Annotated in this window: 19 protein-coding genes; 16 read left to right on the forward strand and 3 right to left on the reverse strand. The window is 60.1% G+C overall.

Annotation, left to right across the window (positions count from 1 at the left end; translation table 11 throughout):
* Nucleotides 1-2 precede the first annotated feature (2 nt).
* From rsmH to lpxC, 16 genes are all read left to right on the forward strand, one after another.
* Nucleotides 3-968: a 16S rRNA (cytosine(1402)-N(4))-methyltransferase RsmH gene (gene rsmH, locus QN370_RS09665; protein WP_322126260.1), complete on the forward strand. Its 966-nt coding sequence runs from the start codon at nucleotides 3-5 to the stop codon at nucleotides 966-968.
* The gene (ftsL, locus tag QN370_RS09670; protein WP_322126261.1) at nucleotides 965-1,237 is read left to right on the forward strand and encodes a cell division protein FtsL; all 273 of its coding nucleotides are present in this window, start codon (nucleotides 965-967) and stop codon (nucleotides 1,235-1,237) included. Before rsmH ends, ftsL begins: the two co-directional genes overlap by 4 nt.
* Nucleotides 1,234-3,015 (forward strand): penicillin-binding protein 2, encoded by a 1,782-nt coding sequence (locus QN370_RS09675; RefSeq protein ID WP_322126262.1) that lies wholly within the window; start codon nucleotides 1,234-1,236, stop codon nucleotides 3,013-3,015. Before ftsL ends, QN370_RS09675 begins: the two co-directional genes overlap by 4 nt.
* Nucleotides 3,012-4,550, forward strand: a complete 1,539-nt coding sequence (locus QN370_RS09680) for a UDP-N-acetylmuramoyl-L-alanyl-D-glutamate--2,6-diaminopimelate ligase (RefSeq protein WP_322126263.1) — start codon at nucleotides 3,012-3,014, stop codon at nucleotides 4,548-4,550. The genes QN370_RS09675 and QN370_RS09680 overlap by 4 nt, the downstream gene beginning before the upstream one ends.
* Complete coding sequence (locus QN370_RS09685; RefSeq protein WP_322126264.1) at nucleotides 4,550-5,926, forward strand: UDP-N-acetylmuramoyl-tripeptide--D-alanyl-D-alanine ligase; 1,377 nt, start codon at nucleotides 4,550-4,552, stop codon at nucleotides 5,924-5,926. The genes QN370_RS09680 and QN370_RS09685 overlap by 1 nt, the downstream gene beginning before the upstream one ends.
* Before the next feature lies 1 nt (nucleotide 5,927).
* Nucleotides 5,928-7,097: a phospho-N-acetylmuramoyl-pentapeptide-transferase gene (gene mraY / locus QN370_RS09690; RefSeq protein ID WP_322126265.1), complete on the forward strand. Its 1,170-nt coding sequence runs from the start codon at nucleotides 5,928-5,930 to the stop codon at nucleotides 7,095-7,097.
* Nucleotides 7,098-7,122: 25 nt separating this feature from the next.
* Nucleotides 7,123-8,622, forward strand: coding sequence for a UDP-N-acetylmuramoyl-L-alanine--D-glutamate ligase (gene murD, locus QN370_RS09695; RefSeq protein WP_322126266.1), 1,500 nt, complete (start codon nucleotides 7,123-7,125; stop codon nucleotides 8,620-8,622).
* Nucleotides 8,619-9,818: a putative lipid II flippase FtsW gene (gene ftsW / locus QN370_RS09700; protein WP_322126267.1), complete on the forward strand. Its 1,200-nt coding sequence runs from the start codon at nucleotides 8,619-8,621 to the stop codon at nucleotides 9,816-9,818. The genes murD and ftsW overlap by 4 nt, the downstream gene beginning before the upstream one ends.
* Entirely contained in the window at nucleotides 9,815-10,888 is a 1,074-nt protein-coding gene (murG, locus tag QN370_RS09705; protein ID WP_322126268.1) for an undecaprenyldiphospho-muramoylpentapeptide beta-N-acetylglucosaminyltransferase, read from the forward strand. The genes ftsW and murG overlap by 4 nt, the downstream gene beginning before the upstream one ends.
* Complete coding sequence (murC, locus tag QN370_RS09710; protein WP_322126269.1) at nucleotides 10,885-12,300, forward strand: UDP-N-acetylmuramate--L-alanine ligase; 1,416 nt, start codon at nucleotides 10,885-10,887, stop codon at nucleotides 12,298-12,300. Before murG ends, murC begins: the two co-directional genes overlap by 4 nt.
* Nucleotides 12,297-13,271 carry a D-alanine--D-alanine ligase gene (locus tag QN370_RS09715; protein WP_322126270.1) on the forward strand — a complete coding sequence of 325 codons (975 nt, stop codon included), beginning with the start codon at nucleotides 12,297-12,299 and terminating at the stop codon, nucleotides 13,269-13,271. Before murC ends, QN370_RS09715 begins: the two co-directional genes overlap by 4 nt.
* 22 nt (nucleotides 13,272-13,293) lie before the next feature.
* The gene (locus tag QN370_RS09720; RefSeq protein WP_322126271.1) at nucleotides 13,294-14,073 is read left to right on the forward strand and encodes a cell division protein FtsQ/DivIB; all 780 of its coding nucleotides are present in this window, start codon (nucleotides 13,294-13,296) and stop codon (nucleotides 14,071-14,073) included.
* Between the two features lie 55 nt (nucleotides 14,074-14,128).
* Nucleotides 14,129-15,361: a cell division protein FtsA gene (gene ftsA / locus QN370_RS09725; RefSeq protein WP_322126272.1), complete on the forward strand. Its 1,233-nt coding sequence runs from the start codon at nucleotides 14,129-14,131 to the stop codon at nucleotides 15,359-15,361.
* Between the two features lie 184 nt (nucleotides 15,362-15,545).
* Nucleotides 15,546-16,751: a cell division protein FtsZ gene (gene ftsZ, locus QN370_RS09730; RefSeq protein WP_322126273.1), complete on the forward strand. Its 1,206-nt coding sequence runs from the start codon at nucleotides 15,546-15,548 to the stop codon at nucleotides 16,749-16,751.
* A 130-nt stretch (nucleotides 16,752-16,881) separates the two neighbouring features.
* Complete coding sequence (locus QN370_RS09735; protein ID WP_322126274.1) at nucleotides 16,882-17,388, forward strand: peroxiredoxin; 507 nt, start codon at nucleotides 16,882-16,884, stop codon at nucleotides 17,386-17,388.
* Between the two features lie 103 nt (nucleotides 17,389-17,491).
* Entirely contained in the window at nucleotides 17,492-18,427 is a 936-nt protein-coding gene (gene lpxC, locus QN370_RS09740) for a UDP-3-O-acyl-N-acetylglucosamine deacetylase (RefSeq protein WP_322126275.1), read from the forward strand.
* On the opposite strand, the gene QN370_RS09745 is transcribed toward lpxC, so the two are convergent.
* The 3 genes from QN370_RS09745 to QN370_RS09755 all read right to left on the reverse strand — a co-directional run bounded on the left by QN370_RS09745 (nucleotide 18,424) and on the right by QN370_RS09755 (nucleotide 21,238).
* A complete protein-coding gene (locus tag QN370_RS09745; RefSeq protein ID WP_322126276.1) occupies nucleotides 18,424-19,167 on the reverse strand; it encodes a glycosyltransferase family 25 protein in 744 nt (247 codons plus the stop codon). The two genes, lpxC and QN370_RS09745, sit on opposite strands and share 4 nt — an antisense overlap.
* On the reverse strand, nucleotides 19,164-20,423 hold the full coding sequence (locus QN370_RS09750) for an O-antigen ligase family protein (protein ID WP_322126277.1): 1,260 nt from the start codon (nucleotides 20,421-20,423) through the stop codon (nucleotides 19,164-19,166). Before QN370_RS09750 ends, QN370_RS09745 begins: the two co-directional genes overlap by 4 nt.
* Before the next feature lie 314 nt (nucleotides 20,424-20,737).
* Nucleotides 20,738-21,238 (reverse strand): hypothetical protein, encoded by a 501-nt coding sequence (locus QN370_RS09755; RefSeq protein WP_322126278.1) that lies wholly within the window; start codon nucleotides 21,236-21,238, stop codon nucleotides 20,738-20,740.
* Between the last annotated feature and the right edge of the window lie 121 nt (nucleotides 21,239-21,359).

Genomic DNA, 21,359 nt, shown 5'->3' on the forward strand with positions numbered 1-21,359 from the left:
CCGTGAATACTTTATCCGTGGCCCCCGAGTTCCTGCATCGTACCGTCCTGCTGGAAGAAGCTGTTGATGCACTTGCACTGCAAGGTGCGCGCAGCGATGGCATTTACCTTGACGGGACGTTTGGCCGTGGCGGCCACAGCCGCCGCATTTTGTCTGCTCTGGGTGAGGGCGGTCGTCTGGTCGCCTTTGACAAGGACCCGCAGGCAATTCTGTCTGCCAGCGAGATCACCGATTCCCGCTTTGACATCGTGCATGACAGCTTCGCCACGCTGGACGCGGCCCTGTCGGCCCGTGGCATCGGGCAAGTCGATGGCGTGCTGCTGGACCTTGGTATTTCGTCACCGCAAGTCGATGATGCGGCGCGTGGCTTCAGCTTTCGTGCCGACGGCCCGCTCGACATGCGCATGGACACCACCCGAGGCTTGTCTGCTGCCGAATGGCTTGCCACTGAAACCGAACAAAACATTGAGAAAGTGATTCGTAATTATGGGGAAGAACGGTTTGCTTTTCAGATTGCAAAGGCGATTGCTGCTAGCCGGGCAATCGAGCCAATTTCAAGCACACGACAGCTTGCCCAGATCGTGGCACGCACCGTTAAAACCCGTGAAAAAGGCAAGGACCCGGCTACTCGGACCTTTCAGGCTATCCGGATTTACATCAATCAGGAACTTGAAGAACTCGAAATAGGCTTGCAGCAAGCCTATGCGCGACTCGCTCCGCACGGCCGTCTGGTCGTGATCAGTTTCCATTCGCTGGAAGACCGCATCGTCAAGCGCTTCATGGCATCGAAGGCGCATGTCGAGCAGCCCGACCGACGTTTGCCAATCCGGGCAGTCGACTTGCCGCAGCCAGAAATGATCCTGATTTCAAAAGAGAAGCCCTCGGCCGACGAGGTTGCCGGTAATCCGCGTTCGCGCTCGGCAGTCATGCGCGTCGCGCAACGCTTGCCGGCAGGGGGAGCGCAATGACCGGACGCCTCAATCTGATACTGACAATCTTGCTGGTGCTGTGCGCGCTGTTGCTGGTGAATGCGCAATACCAGGCGCGGCGTCTGTTTATCGAGCTCGAACACACCCAGTCACTGGCGCGCCAGCTCGAAATCGAATGGTCGCAATTACAGCTGGACCAGTCCACGCTGGGCAAGCATGTGCGCATCGAAGCCAGTGCCCGGCGCGATCTGAATATGGTGTCGCTGACGCCGGCGCGTATCCAGTACCTGACCACGGACGCCAAATGACCCGTCCGCCATCACGCAACAGCGCCGCCGGAGCCCGGGTTGCTGCCGCCAAGGGCGCGCCGTTTTCCGCCAGTCCGGTCCTCGCCGTCAAGCTGTCGGTCTGGCGTTCGCGTGTCGTGCTGTTTGTGCTGTTTGCCGCCTTTGTCACCTTGGCCGGACGGGCTCTGTGGCTGCAGGGGATTTCGACCGAGTTCTTGCAAAAGCAGGGTGAGTCGCGTTACGCCCGCACGCTTGAATTACCCGCCACGCGCGGAAAGATCACGGACCGCAATGGCAATGTGCTGGCCTCATCGATCCCGGTCAAGGCGATCTGGGCGATCCCGGATGATGTCCAGAAGGCACCGAAAGCCAAGCTGCAGCAGCTTGCCAAGTTGCTCGACATGACCGATGCCGAACTCAATCGCAAGCTTGATTCGGATCGTAATTTTGTCTACCTGCAACGTCAGGTAGAAAAGGAAACCACCGACAAGATCGCCCTGCTCGATATCACGGGTATCGAAACGCGCAAGGAGTACAAGCGTTTCTATCCCGAAGGCGAGGTCATGGCGCATGTGGTCGGGTTCACCAACATCGAGGATGCCGGTCAGGATGGCATGGAACTGTCGGCGCAAAAAACACTGGCCGGTTCGCTCGGTAGCCGACGCGTCATCAAGGATCGCCTCGGTCGTATCGTCGAAGACATCGGCTCGATTCGCGAGCCTCATGACGGCAAGGATCTGGTGCTGTCGCTTGACAGCAAGATCCAGTACATCGCCTACACGCATCTCAAGGAAGTGGTCGAGAAATCCAAGGCCAAGGCGGGTGGCGCGATCGTGCTCGATGCAAAGACCGGTGAAATACTGGCGCTGGTCAATTTGCCGACGTACAACCCGAACGATCGCACCGTGCTGACCGGTGCGCAACTGCGTAACCGCGTGCTGACCGATACCTTCGAGCCCGGCTCGACGCTCAAGCCCTTCACCGTGGCGCTCTCGCTCGACACCCACCACATCACGCCTGACACCGTATTCCAGACTGCGCCAGGAAAAATGACCATCGGTACGGCGACCATCGGTGACGCGCATGCCCACGGACTGCTCACCGTTAGCCAGATCATCCAGAAATCGTCGAACATCGGTACCGTCAAGATCGCGCTGCAAATGACGCCGCAGGACATGTGGGAAATGTTCACCACGGTCGGTTTTGGCCAGCAGCCAAAGGTAGCCTTTCCCGGTGCCGTCGCCGGCCGGGTGCGCTCGTTCAAGAGCTGGCGTCCGATCGAGCAGGCCACGATGAGTTACGGTCACGGCATTACCGTGTCGCTGATCCAGCTGGCCAGGGCTTACATGATCTTCGCCCGTGATGGCGACATGATTCCGCTGTCGATTACGAAGGTGTCACAGCCGCCCGTCGGACAACAAGTCATCGCCAAAAAAACGGCGATCGAGATGCGTGCCATGCTGGAATCGGTCATTAGTCCCGAGGGCACCGCTCCGCAAGCCCAGGTGCCCGGTTATCGGGTCGGCGGGAAGACCGGCACCGCACTGAAAGTCGTGGGCGGTCGCTACGTCAACAAGTATGTCGCCTCGTTTGTCGGCTTCGCACCCGTCTCGGACCCGCGCATCATCGTTGCTGTCATGGTGGATGAGCCCACTGCCTATGGTCACTTCGGCGGGGTCGTTGCCGCACCGGTCTTCGCGGCCATCACGGCAAACGCGTTGCGGGCAATGAATGTGGTGCCGGATTCCACTGTCACGCGTATCGTGATCCCCGACAATCCGCTACAGGAGAGCCTGTGAGCACCACGACCGAGCAGATCGTTGACTGGCTACGTGATCGCGCACCGGCTGCCGAATTGTCGTCCGACTCGCGCCGCATTGCCGCTGGTGACGTGTTCTTTGCCTATCCGGGCGATGAAGCCGATGGTCGTCGCTTCATCGATGATGCGATCGAGCGCGGTGCCGTCGCCATCGTCTGCGAAGCCGAAGGCTTGACGTGGCATGGTCCCGCGGATTTTCCGGTGCTTACTGTGGCCGGCCTGAAGGCGTGCGTCGGCCTCGTTGCCGGACTGTGGTACGGCCAGGCCGAGCCGGCATTGTTCACGGTTGCCGTCACAGGCACGAACGGCAAGACTTCCTGCAGTCAATGGCTCGCTGCAGCGCTGTCACGCCTGACCGGGCCAAGCGCGGTGATCGGCACGCTGGGAACCGGACTATTCCGGCGCGGCAGTGTCGATCAGCTTGCCGAAACGGGCTACACCACGCCGGATGCGATTTTGTTGCAGCGCCGTCTGCGCGATCTGCGTCGAACTGGTGCCACGTCACTGGCGATCGAAGCATCCTCGATCGGACTCGACCAGGGCCGTCTCAATGGCCTGCCCGTCCAGACTGCGCTGTTCACCAATTTCACCCGCGATCATCTCGATTACCACGGCGACATGGCGACCTACGAAGCGGCCAAAACGCGGCTGTTCGATCAACCCGGTCTGCAGCATGCGGTGCTCAACCTCGATGATGCGATGGGCCAGCGCCTGCTGGCGCAGTTGCAGCGCAGTGCGCCGCAACTGGCGCTGACCGGTTACACGCTGGCAGCCGCAGAGACCGATACCGCGCCCGCCGGTATTCGTGTCCTGCGCGCCGGGGATATTCGCAGCAGCCATGCCGGCACCAGTTTCCAGTTGAGTACGCCGGATGGCACGATGCTGGTGCGGTCCCGTCTGGTGGGGCATTTCAATGTCAGCAACCTGCTCGGCATCATCGGTGTCTTGCTCGGGCAAGGCCATGCGCTGCGCGCGATCGTCGATGCCGTCGAAGCATTGACCGCAGTCCCCGGCCGCATGCAGCAATTCGGTGGCCAGGATGCACCGCTGGTGGTGATCGACTACGCGCACACCCCCGATGCACTGGAAAAAACCCTGGTAGCGTTGCGGCAGGTGGCCGACCAGCGACATGGCAAACTCTGGTGCGTGTTCGGTTGCGGCGGCGACCGTGATCCCGGCAAGCGGCCGCAGATGGGACTGGCCGCACTGGCCGCCGACGCCATCATCGTCACCAGCGACAACCCGCGCAGCGAAGCAGCAGCAGACATCATTGCGCAAATTCTTCTCGGTATCGCGTCGCACACTGGCAGCCACGCTGCACCGCAAGTTGTCGAAGACCGCGCCGCCGCGATCCTGTGGGCAGTGCGGCACGCCGCCAATGCAGACGTGATTCTGGTGGCTGGCAAGGGCCATGAAAATTACCAGGAAATCCGGGGCAAGAAATTGCCTTTCCTCGACGCCGATCATGCCGCTCTGGCATTGGCCACCCGCGCGACGCACAAGGGAACCCGCTGATGAAATCCACACTCTCCGATTTGCAACTCTGGCTGGCGGGTGCCCGCGCCAACGGCGACGCCAGTTTTGAAGGTATCTCGACCGACAGTCGTACGGCCACTGCCGGCAGCCTGTTCATCGCACTGCGCGGTGAAAAATTTGACGCCCACAAGTTCATGGGTGGCCTGGCAGCGCGCGGCGTGACTGCCGCAGTCGTCGAGCGCGTGCCGAAAAACCTCGACATTCCCGCCCTCATCGTGCCGGACACCCGTGTGGCACTCGGCGCAATCGCCCGTCACTGGCGTCGGCAATTTTCGTTGCCAGTGATTGGCGTCACGGGCAGCAACGGCAAGACCACGGTCAAGGAAATGCTGGCTGCCATCCTTGGCACGGCACTGGGTGTCGACCATTTTCTGGCGACGCGCGGGAACTTCAATAATGACATCGGTGTCCCGCTGACCGTCCTGCGCCTGCAGACGGGTTGCCGTGCGGCCGTCATTGAACTCGGCATGAACCATCCGGGCGAGATCGCCCAGTTATCGGTGATCGCCCAGCCAACGCTCGGGCTGGTCAATAATGCCCAGCGCGAGCATCAGGAATTCATGGTCAGCGTCGAAGCCGTCGCGAAAGAAAATGGTGCCGTCCTCAGCGCGCTGCCCGCCAATGGCATCGCAGTCTTTCCGGCCGATGATCCTTATACCCCGCTGTGGCGCGGCCTCGCCGGTGCCATCGGTCAACGCAAGGTAATGACTTTCGGACTGAGTGGTGATGCCGACGTCACCTGCACCTGGAAAACCAGCGGCTTTGGTAGCGAACTACAAGTACGCGCTGGCGAGCGGACCTTCGCGGTGACGATCGACGCTGCCGGTCAGCACAATGTACGCAACGCGCTGGCCGCCATCACCTGCGCACTCGGCATCGGCATCGGCATCGATGCGATCGTGCGCGGGCTGGCCGCTTTCGCGCCGGTCAGCGGACGCCTGCAGCGCAAGCAAGCGATCAACGGTGCGCAAGTCATCGATGACAGTTACAACGCCAATCCGGATTCGGTCCGTGCTGCCATCGACGTCCTGGCACAGGCCCCGTCGCCACGCGTCCTGGTGCTGGGCGACATGGGTGAAGTCGGCAACGACGGCCGCAAATACCACGAAGAAGTTGGTGCCTACGCACGTGGTCGTGGTGTCCAGCACTTGTTGACGATGGGCGTCCTGGCCCAGCACAGCGGCAGCGCGTTCGGCGCGCACGCCAAACATTTCAAGGACATCGAGACCTTGCAGCAAGACCTCGATACGCTTGCCACACCCGACTCAACCGTGCTGGTGAAAGGGTCGCGGTTCATGCAAATGGAACGAGTGGTCCTTCATCTGACCGGTCAATCTGCACAGGAAACACACTGACATGCTGCTCTGGCTAGCCCAATATTTTCAGGAATATATTGGCCCCCTCCGGGTCTTTAACTTCATCACGTTTCGCGCTGCGTTTGCCACCATGACAGCGCTGGCCATCGGCCTGATCGCCGGGCCAGCCGTCATCCGCATGCTGGCCCGCCTCAAGGTTGGTCAGGCGGTGCGTCATGATGGTCCGCAAACCCACCTGATCAAGAACGGCACCCCGACCATGGGCGGCGTGCTGATCCTCATTTCGATCAGCATCTCGACGCTGCTCTGGTCTGACTGGAACAACCGGTTCATCTGGCCGGTCCTGTTCGTCACACTGGGTTTCGGCGCAATCGGCTGGTTTGATGACTATCGCAAGGTGGTCTACAAAGACCCGCAAGGCATGCCCTCGCGTGAAAAATATCTGTGGCAATCGCTGATCGGCATTGTCGCTGCGCTGTATCTGGCGTTTTCAGTATCCGCGCCGGGCACTGACCAGTTCCTCGATCTGTTCGTGGCGTGGGTGCGGTCCGGTTTCAGCATGGACCTGCCGCCCAAGGCCGACCTGATCGTTCCCTTTTTCAAAACCATCAGCTATCCGCTGGGTGTCTGGGGCTTCATTGCGCTGACCTATTTCGTCATCGTCGGCACCAGTAATGCGGTCAACCTGACCGATGGGCTGGACGGACTGGCGATCATGCCGACCGTGATGGTGGGAACAGCACTGGGAATATTCGCTTACCTGACCGGTAGTGCTTCGTACTCGAGGTACCTGTTCATTCCGCATATTCCCGGTGCCGGCGAGTTGCTCATTTTTTGCGGTGCGATGGCTGGTGCAGGATTGGCCTTCCTCTGGTTCAACGCCCACCCGGCCCAAGTCTTCATGGGGGACGTCGGTGCCCTGGCGCTCGGTGCCGCGCTGGGCACGATCGCCGTCATCGTGCGACAGGAAATCGTGCTCTTCATCATGGGCGGCATCTTCGTCGTCGAGACCGTCTCGGTCATGGTGCAGGTGGTGTATTTCAAGTACACCAAAAAACGCTTCGGCGTCGGCAGGCGCGTCTTGCTGATGGCACCGCTGCATCACCATTTTGAACAAAAAGGCTGGAAAGAAACCCAGGTCGTGGTCCGCTTCTGGATCATCACGATGATGCTGGTGCTGTTCGGCCTGTCGACCCTCAAATTACGCTGATCATGAAAGGCATCTGACCGCATCAATGAATTACGCCGGCAAACAGGTATTGGTACTCGGGCTAGGTGAGTCGGGACTGGCAATGGCATTGTGGCTGGCGCGCTGCGGCGCACAGCTGCGCGTGGCCGATACCCGTGATGCACCGGAACGGCTGGTCGCCTTGCGCGCCGCTCTGCCGGAAGTCGATTTCCGTGCCGGAGAATTCACCGCAGGCCTGCTGGTTCAAATTGATTTCGTCGCGGTCAGTCCTGGCCTGTCGCCCCGGCGTGAACTGGCGGTCATTGCCGCCGCCGCCGCCGACCTGGCGATCCCGCTGCGGGGCGAAATCGAACTGTTCGCGCATGCTCTCGCGAGCTTGCGTGAAGAGCGTGCCTACGCGCCAAAACTGATCGCCATCACCGGCACCAATGGCAAGACCACCGTCACCAGTCTGGCCGGATTGCTGTGCGAACGCGCTGGTCTGACGGTGCAGGTCGCTGGCAACATCAGCCCGTCGGCGCTCGATGTTCTGCGTGCGTGCCTCGATGACGACAGCTTGCCGCAAGTCTGGGTACTCGAACTATCGAGCTTCCAGCTGCACACCACGACCAGCTTGCAGGCCGATGCCGCCACCGTACTCAATATTTCGCAAGACCATCTCGACTGGCATGGCGACATGGATGCTTACGTCGCCGACAAGGCACGTATTTTTGGCAACGCGACGATCCGCGTGCTCAACCGCGATGACGCGGCAGTCATGCAACTGGCACATGCCAGCGCACCGACCAGCCTCATTACCTTCGGCAGCGATGAGGCACTGACGCCGGACTGTTTTGGTTTGCTTACTGAAAACGGCATGCAATGGCTGGCCGTCGCGAACGAAGCCGAAGCCGAAAAGAAACCGTCCAGACGCGGTCTTGCCGAAATCCGTGCAGTGAGCAGCATGCGTCTGATGCCCGTCGATGCCCTGAAAATCCGTGGCCAGCACAACGCTCTCAATGCACTGGCCGCGCTCGCCTTGTGCCGGGCGATTGGCCTGCCGCTGGCACCCTTGCTGCACGGTTTGCGCGAGTATCACGGCGAACCGCACCGGGTCGAGCTGGTCACCACGCTGGGCGGCGTCACCTATTTTGATGACAGCAAAGGTACCAATGTCGGGGCCACGGTCGCGGCGCTCAATGGTCTGGGCCTGCAGCAGCAAGGCAAGCTGCTCCTGATCGCCGGTGGCGAAGGCAAAGGACAGGATTTCACGCCGCTGGCCGCACCTGTCGCCAGGCATGCGCGTGCCGTGCTGCTGATCGGCAAAGATGCCGGGTCGATTCGCCTGGCGCTGGCCGGTCAGGTCGGACTGGTCGACTTGATCGATTGCAGTTCGCTCGACGATGCCGTCGAGCGGGCCGCAGCGCTGGCGCAAACGGGCGATGCGGTGCTGCTGTCGCCGGCCTGCGCCAGCTTCGACATGTTTCGCAATTACGCCCACCGCGCCGAAGTGTTTGTCGATGCAGTGCGTGAACTGGCGTTGTCGCGTGGCGAGGTGATGCTATGAAATTCGCCGCACCGAGCTTCGATCCGGCCAAGGCCGGCAAGACCCTGTCGCAACGGACCACCATGGCGACCTACGACCAGACGCTGGTCTGGGTCGTACTGTTGCTGATGCTGTTTGGGATGGTGATGGTGTACTCGGCCTCGATCTCGCTGCCGGATTCGCGCAAGTATGCGCAATATTCCAATGCGCATTTCCTGATCCGCCAGGCCATCTTCATCGTGATCTCGCTGGTCGCCGGCTTGCTGGCTTTCCGCGTCAAGATCGATGACTGGCAAAAGCTCGCGCCGTACCTGTTCGTCGGAACCCTGATCCTGTTGCTGCTGGTGCTGATTCCGGGTGTCGGCAAGGGTGTCAATGGTGCCCGCCGCTGGTTGTCGTTTCAGGTTTTCAACATACAACCGTCCGAACTGATGAAGCTGTTCGTCGTGCTGTACGCCGCGGACTACACGGTGCGCAAGCAGCAATTCATGCACAAGCTGACCAAGGGTTTCCTGCCGATGGCCGGCGCGGTCGGGCTGGTCGGACTGCTGTTGCTGCTCGAACCCGACCTCGGTGCATTCGGCGTGATCGTCTGCATCGCGATGGGTATTCTGTTTTTAGGCGGGATCAATGGGGTCTGGTTCGGCGGCATCGGTGCCACGCTGGTGGCCACCTTCAGCCTGGTGATCATGCTTTCGCCGTGGCGACGCGAGCGGATTTTTGCCTACCTCAATCCGTGGGCCGAAGAGAACGCGCTTGGCAAGGCTTACCAGTTATCGCATTCGCTGATCGCCTTCGGGCGCGGCGAACTGTTCGGCGTAGGCCTCGGCGGCAGTGTCGAAAAACTGCATTACCTGCCCGAAGCGCATACCGACTTCCTGCTGGCCGTGATCGGCGAAGAGCTTGGCTTTGTCGGCGTGCTGGCGGTGGTGGTGATGTTCTACTGGATCATCAAGCGCTCTTTCGAAATTGGCCGTCAGGCCATCGCCATCGACCTGACCTTCGCGGGCCTGACCGCCAAAGGCATCGGTATCTGGATTGGCGTGCAAACCTTTGTCAACATGGGCGTCAACCTTGGCTTGCTGCCGACCAAAGGACTGACGCTGCCGCTGATGAGTTACGGCGGTTCCGGCGTGCTGATCAATTGCATCGGCCTGGCCATCCTGCTGCGCATCGATTATGAAAATCGTCTGCGCATGCGCGGAGGTCGCCCATGAAAAAACTCTTGATCATGGCTGCCGGAACCGGTGGCCACATTTTCCCCGGTCTGGCGATTGCCGACACCATGCGCGCGCGCGGCTGGCAAGTCAGCTGGCTCGGCACCGAACATGGCATGGAAGGCGAGCTGGTACCGGCCCACGGACTCGAGATGGACCGCATCGCCTTCAGCGGTTTGCGCGGCAAGGGCTGGCAGCACACGCTGCGCGGTGCACTCAAACTGGTGAGTAGCTTCTTCACTTGCTTTGGCATTCTTGCGCGCCGCCAGCCTGACGTAGTGCTGGGCATGGGCGGTTACGTGACGGTGCCGGGCGGCGCGATGGCGCGCTTGCGCGGCGTACCGCTGGTGCTGCTCAACGCCGATGCGGCATTGCTGCTGTCGAACAAGACGCTGGTGCCGCTGGCCAGTCGCGTGCTGTTCGGTTTTCCGGCCGACTTCGGCCGTGCTGCCGGCAAAGCCACGGTGACCGGCAATCCGGTGCGTGCCGAAATCCTGCAACTGCCGTTGCCCGCAGTGCGCTATGCCGGACGCAGCGGGCCGTTGCAATTGCTGGTGGTCGGCGGCAGCCTCGGTGCCAAAACACTCAATGAGTGTTTGCCAGCGGCACTGGCCCTGATGCCTGCCGAACAGCGTCCGCGCATCACCCATCAATCCGGCAAGCAGCACATCACGGCGCTGACCGCCGCCTATGCCAAGGCCGGTGTCGAGGCCGAAGTGGTGGCCTTCATCGACGACATGCCACGTCGTTACGCCGCCGCCGATCTGGTGATTTGCCGCGCCGGCGCAATCACGCTATCGGAACTGACCGCCGCCGGCGTGGCCAGCGTACTGGTGCCGCTGCTGGCTTCGACCACCACCCATCAGCGCGACAACGCGCGCTGGATGGCCAACCAGCAAGCAGCCATCCACTTGCCGCAAGCCGACATGCACCCCTTTCAATTAGCCGGGCTGCTCACGGCCATCACGCGCGAACAATGCGCGACGATGGCCCAGGCAGCCCATGACAACGGACGGCGCGACGCCAACGACGCGATTGCCACCGTCCTCGAAGGATTAGTAAAACCATGAAACACAAAGTCAAACACATTCATTTCGTCGGCATCGGTGGCAGCGGCATGAGCGGCATTGCCGAAGTGCTGCTCAATCTCGGCTACGTGATTTCCGGCTCCGATCTCGGCAGCAATGCCGCGACCCGCCGCCTGGCCGACCTCGGTGCCAACGTCCTGCTCGGCCATGATGCGGCCAACATCGGGTCGGCCGACGCCATCGTCACCTCGACTGCCGTCAAGGATGACAATCCCGAAGTCATCGCCGGGCGCGAGCGGCACATTCCGATCGTGCCACGCGCCTTGATGCTGGCCGAGCTGATGCGTCTCAAGCGCGGCATCGCAATCGCCGGCACGCACGGCAAGACCACCACCACCAGTCTGGTTGCCAGCGTGCTGGCGCAGGGCGGGCTCGATCCGACCTTCGTCATCGGCGGTCGTCTTACCAGCGCCGGGGCCAATGCCAAGCTCGGTGCCGGGGACTTCATCGTCGCCGAAGCCGATGAATCCGATGCGTCGTTCCTGAACCTGTCACCGGTCATCGAGGTCATTACCAACATCGATGCCGATCACATGGAAACCTACGAGCATGATTTCAACAAGCTCAAGCAAGCCTTTGTCGACTTCACGCTGCGCTTGCCGTTTTATGGCATCGCCGTGCTGTGTCTTGATGATGTGCATGTGCGCGAAATCATGCCGCAGATCCCCAAGCCGATCATGACTTATGGCTTCCACGAAGACGCCGACGTGCGCGCCATCGATGCGCGCGCAGTCGGTGGCGTGATGGAATTCACGGTGATCCAGGACGGCTATCCGGCCTTGCCGATCTGTCTGAATCAGCCCGGCATGCACAACGTCCAGAACGCCTGCGCAGCCATTGCGATCGCGCGCGAACTGAGTGTGGCTGACAGCGACACGCAGAAAGCGCTGGCCGAATTCAACGGCGTTGGCCGCCGCTTTACCCGTTATGGCGAAATCGCTTTTGCCGGTCGCGAGGGCAAGCCGGGCGGCACCTTTGCACTGGTCGACGACTATGGCCATCATCCGGTCGAGACCGCCGCCACGTTGTCGGCAGCACGCGGCGCGTATCCGGGGCGCCGGCTGGTGCTGGCGTTCCAGCCGCATCGCTACACGCGCACGCGCGACCTGTTTGAAGATTTCATCAAGGTGCTTTCGAGTACCGATGCACTGGTGCTGGCTGAAGTGTATGCCGCCGGCGAACAACCGATCGTCGCCGCCGATGGCCGGGCGCTGGCGCATGCGTTACGTGTCGTCGGCAAGGTCGAGCCGGTGTTTGTCGAGGCCATTGCCGACATGCCAGAGACCATCATGAACATGCTGCGCGACGGTGACGTCGTCATCACGATGGGCGCCGGTTCGATTAGTGGCGTGCCCGCCAGACTGACCCAATTTTCAGCACAGGAAGCCGCATGACACTGACCACTCTCGCATCACAATTGGGCAAGGTAGGCGTGCTGCTCGGTGGCCATTCGGCCGAGCGCGACGTCTCGCTGATGTCAGGCCAGGGCGTGCTGGCGGCATTGCGCAGCAAGGGTATCGACGCGCATCCGTTCGATCCGGCCGAGCGTTCGCTGGCCGAACTGGCGGCCGAACAGTTCGACCGTGTCTTCATTGCGCTGCATGGCCGCTTCGGCGAAGACGGCACCCTGCAAGGTGCGCTGGAGTTGCTGGGCATTCCCTACACCGGCTCCGGCGTGATGGCCTCGGCAATCGCGATGGACAAGGTCATGACCAAGCGCATCTGGCTCAGTCATGATTTGCCGACCCCGCGTTTCCTGGTGCTCGATGCCAAGACCCCGGCCGACGTGCTCGATGAAGTGCCGCAAGAACTCGGTTTGCCATTGATGCTGAAAGCACCGCACGAAGGTTCGACCATCGGGATTGCCAAGGTGGTTGTCGATGCCGACATGCATGCCGGTTTTGCGCTGTGCGCAAAGTACGACAGCGTGGTGCTGGCCGAAGAATTCATTAGCGGGCGCGAGATCACGGTCCCGGTGCTCGGGTCCGGTCACGGTGCGCGTGCGCTGCCGATCGTCGAGATCCGCGCGCCCGAAGGCAATTACGATTACGAGCACAAATACTTCAGCGACGAGACCGTCTATCTGTGTCCGGCACCGCTGTCCGATGAGGACACGGTCAGCTTGCAAGACCTCGCAGTACGCGCTTTCAATGCGGTTGGCTGCACCGGCTGGGGCCGCGTCGACATCATGCTGCGCGCCAGTGACAACGCGCCGTTCCTGCTCGAAGTCAATACCTCTCCCGGCATGACCGGTCATTCGCTGGTGCCGATGGCCGCCAAGGCAGCGGGCATCAGCTACGAAGATGTCTGCGTCGAGATCCTGTCGACGGCCCGGCTTGACAACGCACTTCCTTCTTCAACCTGACCAGAACGGACCCGACACGATCATGTGGCAAGACATCAAACTGCTCAACGCAACGGCGAACACGCTGCTCGGCGCGCTGCTGCTGGTGCTGCTCGCCTCCGGCGTCTGGTGGCTTGCGCAACGGCCGATGTTCACGCTCAAGGTAATCCATGTCGAGGGCATCGCCGATGTACAGCTGTTGCATGTCAATGCGCTGACGATCAAGGCCACCGCGCTGCCGCGCATCAAGGGTAATTTTTTCACGGCCAATCTGAATACGGTACGGCAAGCATTTGAAGCGGTGCCGTGGGTGCGCAGGGCGAGTGTGCGGCGCGAATGGCCGAACCGGCTGGTGGTCAAGCTTGAAGAACATGAGCCGCTCGGCACCTGGGGCGATGAAGGCCGCTTGTTGTCGGTGGCGGGCGATGTGTTCACGGCCAATCTGGCCGAGGCCGAGGAGAACGGTCAGCTGCCCGAATTCAACGGCCCGGCTGGCAGCGAAAAAGAAGTCGTCGCACGTTTTGCGGAGCTGCAAGCCTGGTTCGTCCCGGTCAATCTCGCGCCGGAAAGTCTGACGCTGTCGAGCCGCTATGCCTGGTCGGTCAAGCTCAATAACGGCATGACGGTCGAACTCGGACGCGAGCAGACCAGGACCACCTTGCAGGAACGGGTGGCCCGCCTGATCGGTATCTATCCGCAACTGGTAGCGCGATTGCAGGACCGCATCGACAGCGTCGACTTGCGCTATCCGAACGGCATGGCGCTGAAAGCCAGCGGGCTGGTCTCGGGCGCACTCAAGAGCGGGGCACCACGCAAAAAATGAATTCCTTTATCCACAACAGCAACCAGCACATCACCATCACGGCAAGCAGAACAACATGACAAAAGACGCAAAGAATCTGATCGTGGGACTCGATATCGGCACCTCGAAAGTAGTGGCCGTCGTGGCCGAGGTCATGCCGAACGGTCGCCATGAAGTCATCGGTCTGGGCCAGCACGAATCGAAAGGATTGAAGAAGGGTGTGGTCGTCAATATCGAAGCGACGGTCGAATCGATCCAGCGCGCGCTCGAAGAAGCCGAACTGATGGCCGACTGCAAGATCCGCAATGTGTATGCCGGGATTGCCGGTAGCCATATCCGCAGTTTCAATTCGAGCGGCATGGTCGCCATCAAGGACAAGGAAGTCACCGCTGCCGACGTGGCCCGCGTGATCGAAACCGCGAAGGCAGTCAACATCCCGACCGACCAGCAATTGCTGCATACGGTGCCGCAGGAATTCATCGTCGATAACCAGGAAGACGTGCGCGAACCGATCGGCATGAGCGGTATCCGTCTCGAAGTCAAAGTGCACATCGTTACCGGTGCGGTATCGGCGGTACAGAACATCGTCAAGTGCGTGCGCCGTTGCGGTCTTGAAGTGTCGGATCTGATCCTGCAGCCGATGGCCTCGGCCGACGCGGTGCTGACCCCGGATGAAAAAGAGCTGGGCGTGGTGCTCATCGATATCGGTGGCGGCACGACCGATGTCGCGATCTTCACCGAAGGCGCCATCCGCCACACCGCCGTGATCCCGATCGCTGGCGACCAGATCACCAACGATATCGCGATGGCGTTACGCACGCCGACTTCGGAAGCCGAAGAAATCAAGCTGCGCTACGGCGTGGCCAAGCAAGTGCTGGCCGATCCGGGCGAGACGCTGGAAGTGCCGGGACTGGGCGACCGCGGTCCGCGCAATTTGTCGCGCCAGGCGCTGGCCGCCGTGATCGAACCGCGCATCGAAGAACTGTTTGCGCTGGTGCATCAGGTGGTGCGCGAATCCGGTTACGAAGAAGTGCTGTCGTCGGGCATCGTGCTCACCGGTGGCTCGGCCATGATGCCGGGCATGGTCGAACTGGCCGAAGATATTTTCCTCAAGCCGGCGCGCCTGGGGACACCGGAATACAACGGGCAACTCGCCGATGTCGTGCGCAGTCCGCGTTACGCGACGGTGCTGGGCTTGTTGCTCGAAGCGAAAAAACAATATTTACGAGGCAATGTCGTCACGCGTCAGGATGGTTCGGTGAAGGCGGTATGGCATCGCATGAAGGAATGGTTTTTGGGGAATTTCTGAGGACGCAATCGTTACACGACGTCCGTTACATGAAGCGGGTTTGGTTGTTGAATTTGCAGTGCAAAGCTGTCGGTTTTAAAAACTTATTTTGAATATTGAGTCACCACGCAGTTTGTAGTCGCTAGGCGTCACCCAGTACGTGATGCCTACCGACTGACAACTGCCTACCCTTTAAGGAACTACCATGGAAATCGAACTGCTGGAAAATGCTTCACTGGGTACCGTCATCAAGGTTGTCGGCATCGGTGGTGCCGGTGGCAATGCGGTGCAGCACATGATCAACAAAGGCGTCTCCGGCGTCGAGTTCATCGCCGCCAATACCGATGCGCAGGCACTGAAAAATTCCAAAGCCCACAACATCATCCAGATCGGCGAAACCGGTCTGGGTGCCGGCATGAAACCGGCCGTTGGTCGTCAGCTGGCCGAAGAATCACGCGGCCGGATTGAAGATGCGTTGCGCGGCGCGCACATGGTCTTCATCGCCGCCGGCATGGGTGGCGGCACGGGCACCGGCGCCGCTCCTATCATTGCGCAGATTGCCAAGGAGCAGGGCGCACTGACCGTCGCCGTGGTCTCGAAGCCGTTTTCGTATGAAGGCCAGAAGTGCATGGACATCGCCGACGAAGGTCTGGAAGCGCTGTCGCAGCATGTCGATTCGCTGATCATCATCCTCAATGAAAAGCTCGAAGAGATCTACGAAGATGACAGCATGATCGAATGGCTGCAGCATGCCGACGATGTACTCAACAATGCCGTTGCCGGGATTGCCGAGATCATCAACGTGCCGGGTCATATCAACGTCGACTTCAACGATGTCAAGACCATCATGGGCGAGCAGGGCAAGGCGATGATGGGTACCGCCACCGCTTCGGGTGTCGATCGTGCACGGATTGCGGCAGAACAAGCCGTGGCCTCGCCACTGCTCGACGGGATCGATCTGTCCGGCGCGCGCGGCGTGCTGGTCAATGTCACTGCCAGCCGCAGCCTCAAGGGCAAGGAAATCAAGGAAGTCATGGCCACCGTGCGCGCTTTTGCGGCGGCTGATGCCTCGATCGCACAAGGGATCGCTTACGACGATGCGATGGGCGACGATATCCGCGTCACCGTGGTGGCAACCGGTCTGGGTCGTGCACGCAAGAACGTGCAACTGGTTCCGACGCCGATGCTGCGTACCGGCACCCACAACGAGCCGATGATTGGCCATGCCGCCATCAACTCGGGTATGGTCGGTTCGTCGATGGGCAATGGCAAGGCGTCGGGTTCGTTCGAGGGCTTGAAAGCGCCAGCAGTCTGGCGTCGCGAGTCGGCCTCGGAGACAGTGCGTGCGCTGGAAAAAAATGGCATGGAAACCTACGACATTCCGGCCTTCCTGCGCAAGCAGGCAGACTGATGCCGGGCGCGGGCACCGCTTCATTGTGCCCGCGCGTCGGACAATCTTTATGCAAGCAGCGAGCCATACCTGATCAGACACGATTGAATTGTGTACTATTGAATTTCTTACCCAACACGAAAGGATCACCATGACCATCCAGATCGGCGACCACCTGCCTGAAGGCAAACTGGCAGAATTCATCGAAGTCGAATCCGCAGGATGTACGCTCGGCCCGAATACCTTCGCGCTGTCGGACCTGACCAAAGGCAAGAAAATTGCCGTGTTCGGATTGCCCGGTGCTTATACGCCAACCTGTTCGGCGCAGCATGTTCCAGGCTACCTGGAGCACGCGGCCGATCTGAAAGCCAAGGGCGTCGACGAGATCTGGTGCGTGTCGGTCAATGATGCGTTCGTGATGGGTGCCTGGGGCCGCGAGCAAAAAGCCACTGGCGTGATCCGCATGCTGGCAGACGGCAATGCCGATTTTTGCAAGTCGCTCGGCCTCGACGCTGACTTCAGCAAGTTCGGCATGGGCACGCGTTCGCAGCGCTATTCGATGCTCCTCGACGATGGCGTAGTCAAGCAACTCAATGTCGAACAAGCTGGCAAGTTTGAAGTCTCGAATGCTGAAACGCTGGTCGGTCAACTCGGCTGATTCATAGCAGGATGGGGATGACATGGCGCAGTGATGCGCCATTTTTTGTTGGTTCCGACCGCACGCACGGACTTGCTCTGCGTGTACCCGTATTGGTCACGCCATGCTCAAACAACGTACTGTCAAACAACTGGTCAAGAGCGTCGGCGTCGGCCTGCATTCAGGCACCAAGGTCGCGCTGACGTTGCGCCCGGCACCCCCCGATAGCGGGATCCTGTTTCGCCGGGTTGATCTCGATCCGCCGGTAGAACTGCCGGCCAGCGCCATGGGGGTGGGCGACACCCGGATGGCATCGACGCTGGACAATCAGGGCGTCAAGGTATCGACCGTCGAGCATCTGATGTCGGCCTGTGCCGGCCTGGGTATCGACAACCTGATCGTTGACGTCACCGCCGAAGAAATTCCGATCATGGATGGCTCTGCTTCCTCCTTTGTCTATCTGCTGCAGCAAGCCGGTTTGCAGGAGCAGGAAGCGGCGCGCAAATTCATCCGCGTCTTGCGCCCCATCGAAGTCTCCGAAGGTGACGGTGCAGCGCGCAAGTGGGCGCGGCTGGAGCCGATGAATGGTTTCAAGCTGAAGTTTTTCATCGAGTTCAATCACCCTGCGGTCGATGGCACCGGCCAGACCGCCGAGGTTGATTTCGAGATTGAATCGTATGTGAAGGAAGTATCGCGGGCGCGTACCTTCGGTTTCATGCAGGATGTCGAAATGTTGCGCGGGATGGGATTGGCGCGCGGCGGCTCGCTCGAAAACGCGATCGTGATGGATGAGTACCGCATCCTCAATACCGATGGCCTGCGCTACGATAACGAATTCGTGCGCCACAAGATTCTCGATGCCATCGGTGACCTGTACCTGATTGGTCATCCGCTGCTGGCCAGCTATGTCGCGCACAAATCCGGACATGGACTCAACAATCAATTGCTGCGGGCCTTGCTGGCGGCACCGGATTCCTACGAGATTGTCAGCTTCGCGTCGATCGACCAGGCACCGCCAACCTATGTGCGTCAGGCCACGCAGGAATGGATGAGAAACTAGTTGCGTAAGCCTGCTTGCAGGCGTCTTTTTTTTCTGAATAGCCAGAGGCGTTTGCGCAGGCTGGTGCCGATGCGGTGGACTTCGCGCAGCAGTTTGCGCCGCACTGACAGCGCACTGTTGCCGGCCTGGCCCAGTGTGGTCTCGAAGAGATCGTCATGCGATAGCACGTACGGCTCGATCCCCCTGATGGTCACGCCATGCTCCCACTCGCGGTCGATCGCCGTATCGATGGCCGCCGACATGACGGCGGTATAGCGCAGCAGACGTTCGGCGGCGACCCGGTTGAGCAGATAGCCTTGCGTTCCGTTTGGCTGATTCAGGTAATCGACCAGTGCATAGGGTCCGGTAAGTCGTTGTACCGGAAAGGCTTCTTTTTTGAACATCGCGTACAGACGGACGAATTGCCATTGCGCGTGCGCTGCACAGAGCGCCTCGACGACGCTGGTAAAGTCCGGCGACAGACCGACATCATCTTCGAGAACCAGGCAAAGCGCGTCGTCACTGGCAAGGAACTCGGTCCATACCGCACGGTGGCTTAAATAGCAGCCCATCTCGCCGGGACGCAGGTCGATGCCGCTGTAGGCCAGTCGTCGCTTGCGGTCGTAAATGGCCGGCCAGCTGGTGTTGACCCGTATGGCGTCGAAGAACCGGTATGGCAGGTCATGCTGTTCAAACTGCCGGCGCATGAAGGCACGTCGATCCAGTTGGTCCGGCAACGAAATGCAGTCAATACGGATCACGCGGCGACCTGTTTTTCCGCGTTATCCGCGTTATCCATGTAGGCCAGCAGCAGGCTGGTGACCAATCCGTAAAACATGATGGTCGGACGCCATATCAGGACCACGTCGACCAGGCCAGCGATGAGAAATCCGGTCGAAACAACAATGATCAACAGTGCCGGATTGGCTGCCGACGGCGCGCGGAAGTAACGCCTTCTGGCCGCGTCCAGCGGAACAAAATACAGCAGCATCAGAGCAAGCACACCGGCGAGGCCACCCTCGGCGGCGGATTTCAGGAATTCATTGTGCGGATGGGTGTACATGCCGAGATCGGACGGGGTGTCGCCAGCGACCTGGTACGTTTCCAGTTCCGCCTGAAAACGGTGATTGCCGATCCCGATCAGCGGGTGCGCGACAAACATCTTGCCGGCGAAGCGCCATAACTCGATACGGGTCGTCGCGGAGGTCATCGCGGTCTTGTCTTCTGAAACGTAATGTTCGATTTCGGTCAGCGTCTGATCCGAGCGCGACCACAGTGTGCTGTTCGAGACCACCGCGCCAATGATGAGCAACACGGTCACCGCGCTAATCAGCAATGTCTTGATGCGTTTGTTTGGCAGCAGTAGCCAGAGTAGTACGCCGAGACACAATGCCAGCAGCAGGCCGCTGCGGGTTTGCGTGAGTAGCGGCACGGCCAGCGCGGTGCCAATCATCGGAATGGCCAGCCAGCGCCGTCGCAGCGATCCATCCGGTTGCACCAGCAGCGTAAGAGCGAGCGTGCCAAGAATCAGTGCGATCGAGGTATGCGGAATGATTCCCACAAAACCGTTGGGCAGCACGCTACGCGATAGTCCCAGCACATGCAGATGCCAGAACATCTGCGGTACCGTCACGAGCAGAAAAAGCAGGCAACTCCAGAGAAAGGGGCGGATCGAGGGGCGCAGCATCAGCACCGCAAAATAAACCGGGATGCAGGCAACGAAGCGAGACACTTCATCCATGTCGCGCAGAGGCAATGGTTGTGGCAGGAAAAAATGTTGTGCTACCGCCAGCAGCAGCGGCACGCACAGCGCCAGCAACCAGGGCCAGCGACTGCGTGCGCAGGCCGCCTTCAGTGCGGCCGGACGCAATGCCAGGTAGCCACAGGAAAACGCGAACAAGGCAATGGATAACGCCTCGTTCATGGTTTTGTTGAGGGCCAGTGAAATCGGGTACAGAAAAAACATCCATGCGAGTAGCGAGCGTGCGAATGCGTCGACAGATTTTTTTTGTGGCACTAAAGATTCTTTCAAACGGCAAGTCGTGCGCGCCAATGTTGTGGCGACTGACGCTCGGGGTTAATTGATGGTTACGAAGCCATTTGGTTGCTCGCGCAATGATTAAGCACGTGTCCGCATTGTGAATCCGTCCAGTCGAATCGTGCCATTGCTGCGACCAAGTATAACCGTCCGGGTTGTATAGCCAAAGAAGCCCGTGGTGTTTTGCAATCAAATGAGGAGGATTTTCGCTGTAACCGCGCGCAATAAGCCAATAGACTTGGCTTAAGTTTTTTATTTCCTGGTGACTATTTGGTTTGTACGGTTTGTGCGGTTTATGCAGTTTGTGATCTGGGCCGATTGGCCAAAGCACGAATGGCAGCCAGCAACGTGGCATTGCGCGGCGTGTTTTCTAGCGCGCCTTCGAGTTGCGTCAATGCCGACACGGCCGGGTCGGGTAATCTCAGTTGCTTCTGCGGAGGCGGATTGTCACGCGGTCGGCCAACTTGCACTTTCAGTCTAATTGCATTAACTTGCCAGCCACGTTGAAGCAAGGCATCCTGAAGTTTTGGTAGCTGTTGCTTGAGTTTTGATGCCAGGGCAGCGTTCGGTGTCGACAGCACCAGCTGGTTCGACTCGAACTGCAAGACAGCGCAGCCGGCAAACATCGCCGGCAACGTCGCAGCACAGTCGGCTTGCAAGGACATCATGCGCGTAATCGATGGCAGCAGCGCCGCCATCTTGTCATGGCGTTGCAAAAAATCGGTGATGCCGTGCGAGGTCGGTTTTTTCCGGAGTGTGGTCCTGGCGGGTACGAAAGTGGAGGGGCTCGTCATCGCGAAACCTTACCATAATTGATTCCGTTGCAGATCGCACCGAGATCCATTAGCTGGCGCTGCGCCGCAGACGTATCAAGGAATCAGGGAATCAAGGAATCAAGGAATCAAGGAATCAACG

The organism is Actimicrobium sp. CCI2.3 (assembly GCF_035019065.1).
Lineage (GTDB): Bacteria > Pseudomonadota > Gammaproteobacteria > Burkholderiales > Burkholderiaceae_D > Actimicrobium.

Bases quoted from the DNA above. Each gene is read 5' to 3' on its own strand.
- ftsL (WP_322126261.1), top strand. From the start codon at position 965: ATGACCGGACGCCTCAATCTGATACTGACAATCTTGCTGGTGCTGTGC.
- QN370_RS09675 (WP_322126262.1), top strand. From the start codon at position 1,234: ATGACCCGTCCGCCATCACGCAACAGCGCCGCCGGAGCCCGGGTTGCT.
- QN370_RS09685 (WP_322126264.1), top strand. From the start codon at position 4,550: ATGAAATCCACACTCTCCGATTTGCAACTCTGGCTGGCGGGTGCCCGC.
- mraY (WP_322126265.1), top strand. From the start codon at position 5,928: ATGCTGCTCTGGCTAGCCCAATATTTTCAGGAATATATTGGCCCCCTC.
- murD (WP_322126266.1), top strand. From the start codon at position 7,123: ATGAATTACGCCGGCAAACAGGTATTGGTACTCGGGCTAGGTGAGTCG.
- ftsW (WP_322126267.1), top strand. From the start codon at position 8,619: ATGAAATTCGCCGCACCGAGCTTCGATCCGGCCAAGGCCGGCAAGACC.
- murG (WP_322126268.1), top strand. From the start codon at position 9,815: ATGAAAAAACTCTTGATCATGGCTGCCGGAACCGGTGGCCACATTTTC.
- murC (WP_322126269.1), top strand. From the start codon at position 10,885: ATGAAACACAAAGTCAAACACATTCATTTCGTCGGCATCGGTGGCAGC.
- QN370_RS09715 (WP_322126270.1), top strand. From the start codon at position 12,297: ATGACACTGACCACTCTCGCATCACAATTGGGCAAGGTAGGCGTGCTG.
- QN370_RS09720 (WP_322126271.1), top strand. From the start codon at position 13,294: ATGTGGCAAGACATCAAACTGCTCAACGCAACGGCGAACACGCTGCTC.
- ftsA (WP_322126272.1), top strand. From the start codon at position 14,129: ATGACAAAAGACGCAAAGAATCTGATCGTGGGACTCGATATCGGCACC.
- ftsZ (WP_322126273.1), top strand. From the start codon at position 15,546: ATGGAAATCGAACTGCTGGAAAATGCTTCACTGGGTACCGTCATCAAG.
- QN370_RS09735 (WP_322126274.1), top strand. From the start codon at position 16,882: ATGACCATCCAGATCGGCGACCACCTGCCTGAAGGCAAACTGGCAGAA.
- lpxC (WP_322126275.1), top strand. From the start codon at position 17,492: ATGCTCAAACAACGTACTGTCAAACAACTGGTCAAGAGCGTCGGCGTC.
- QN370_RS09755 (WP_322126278.1), bottom strand. From the start codon at position 21,238: ATGACGAGCCCCTCCACTTTCGTACCCGCCAGGACCACACTCCGGAAA.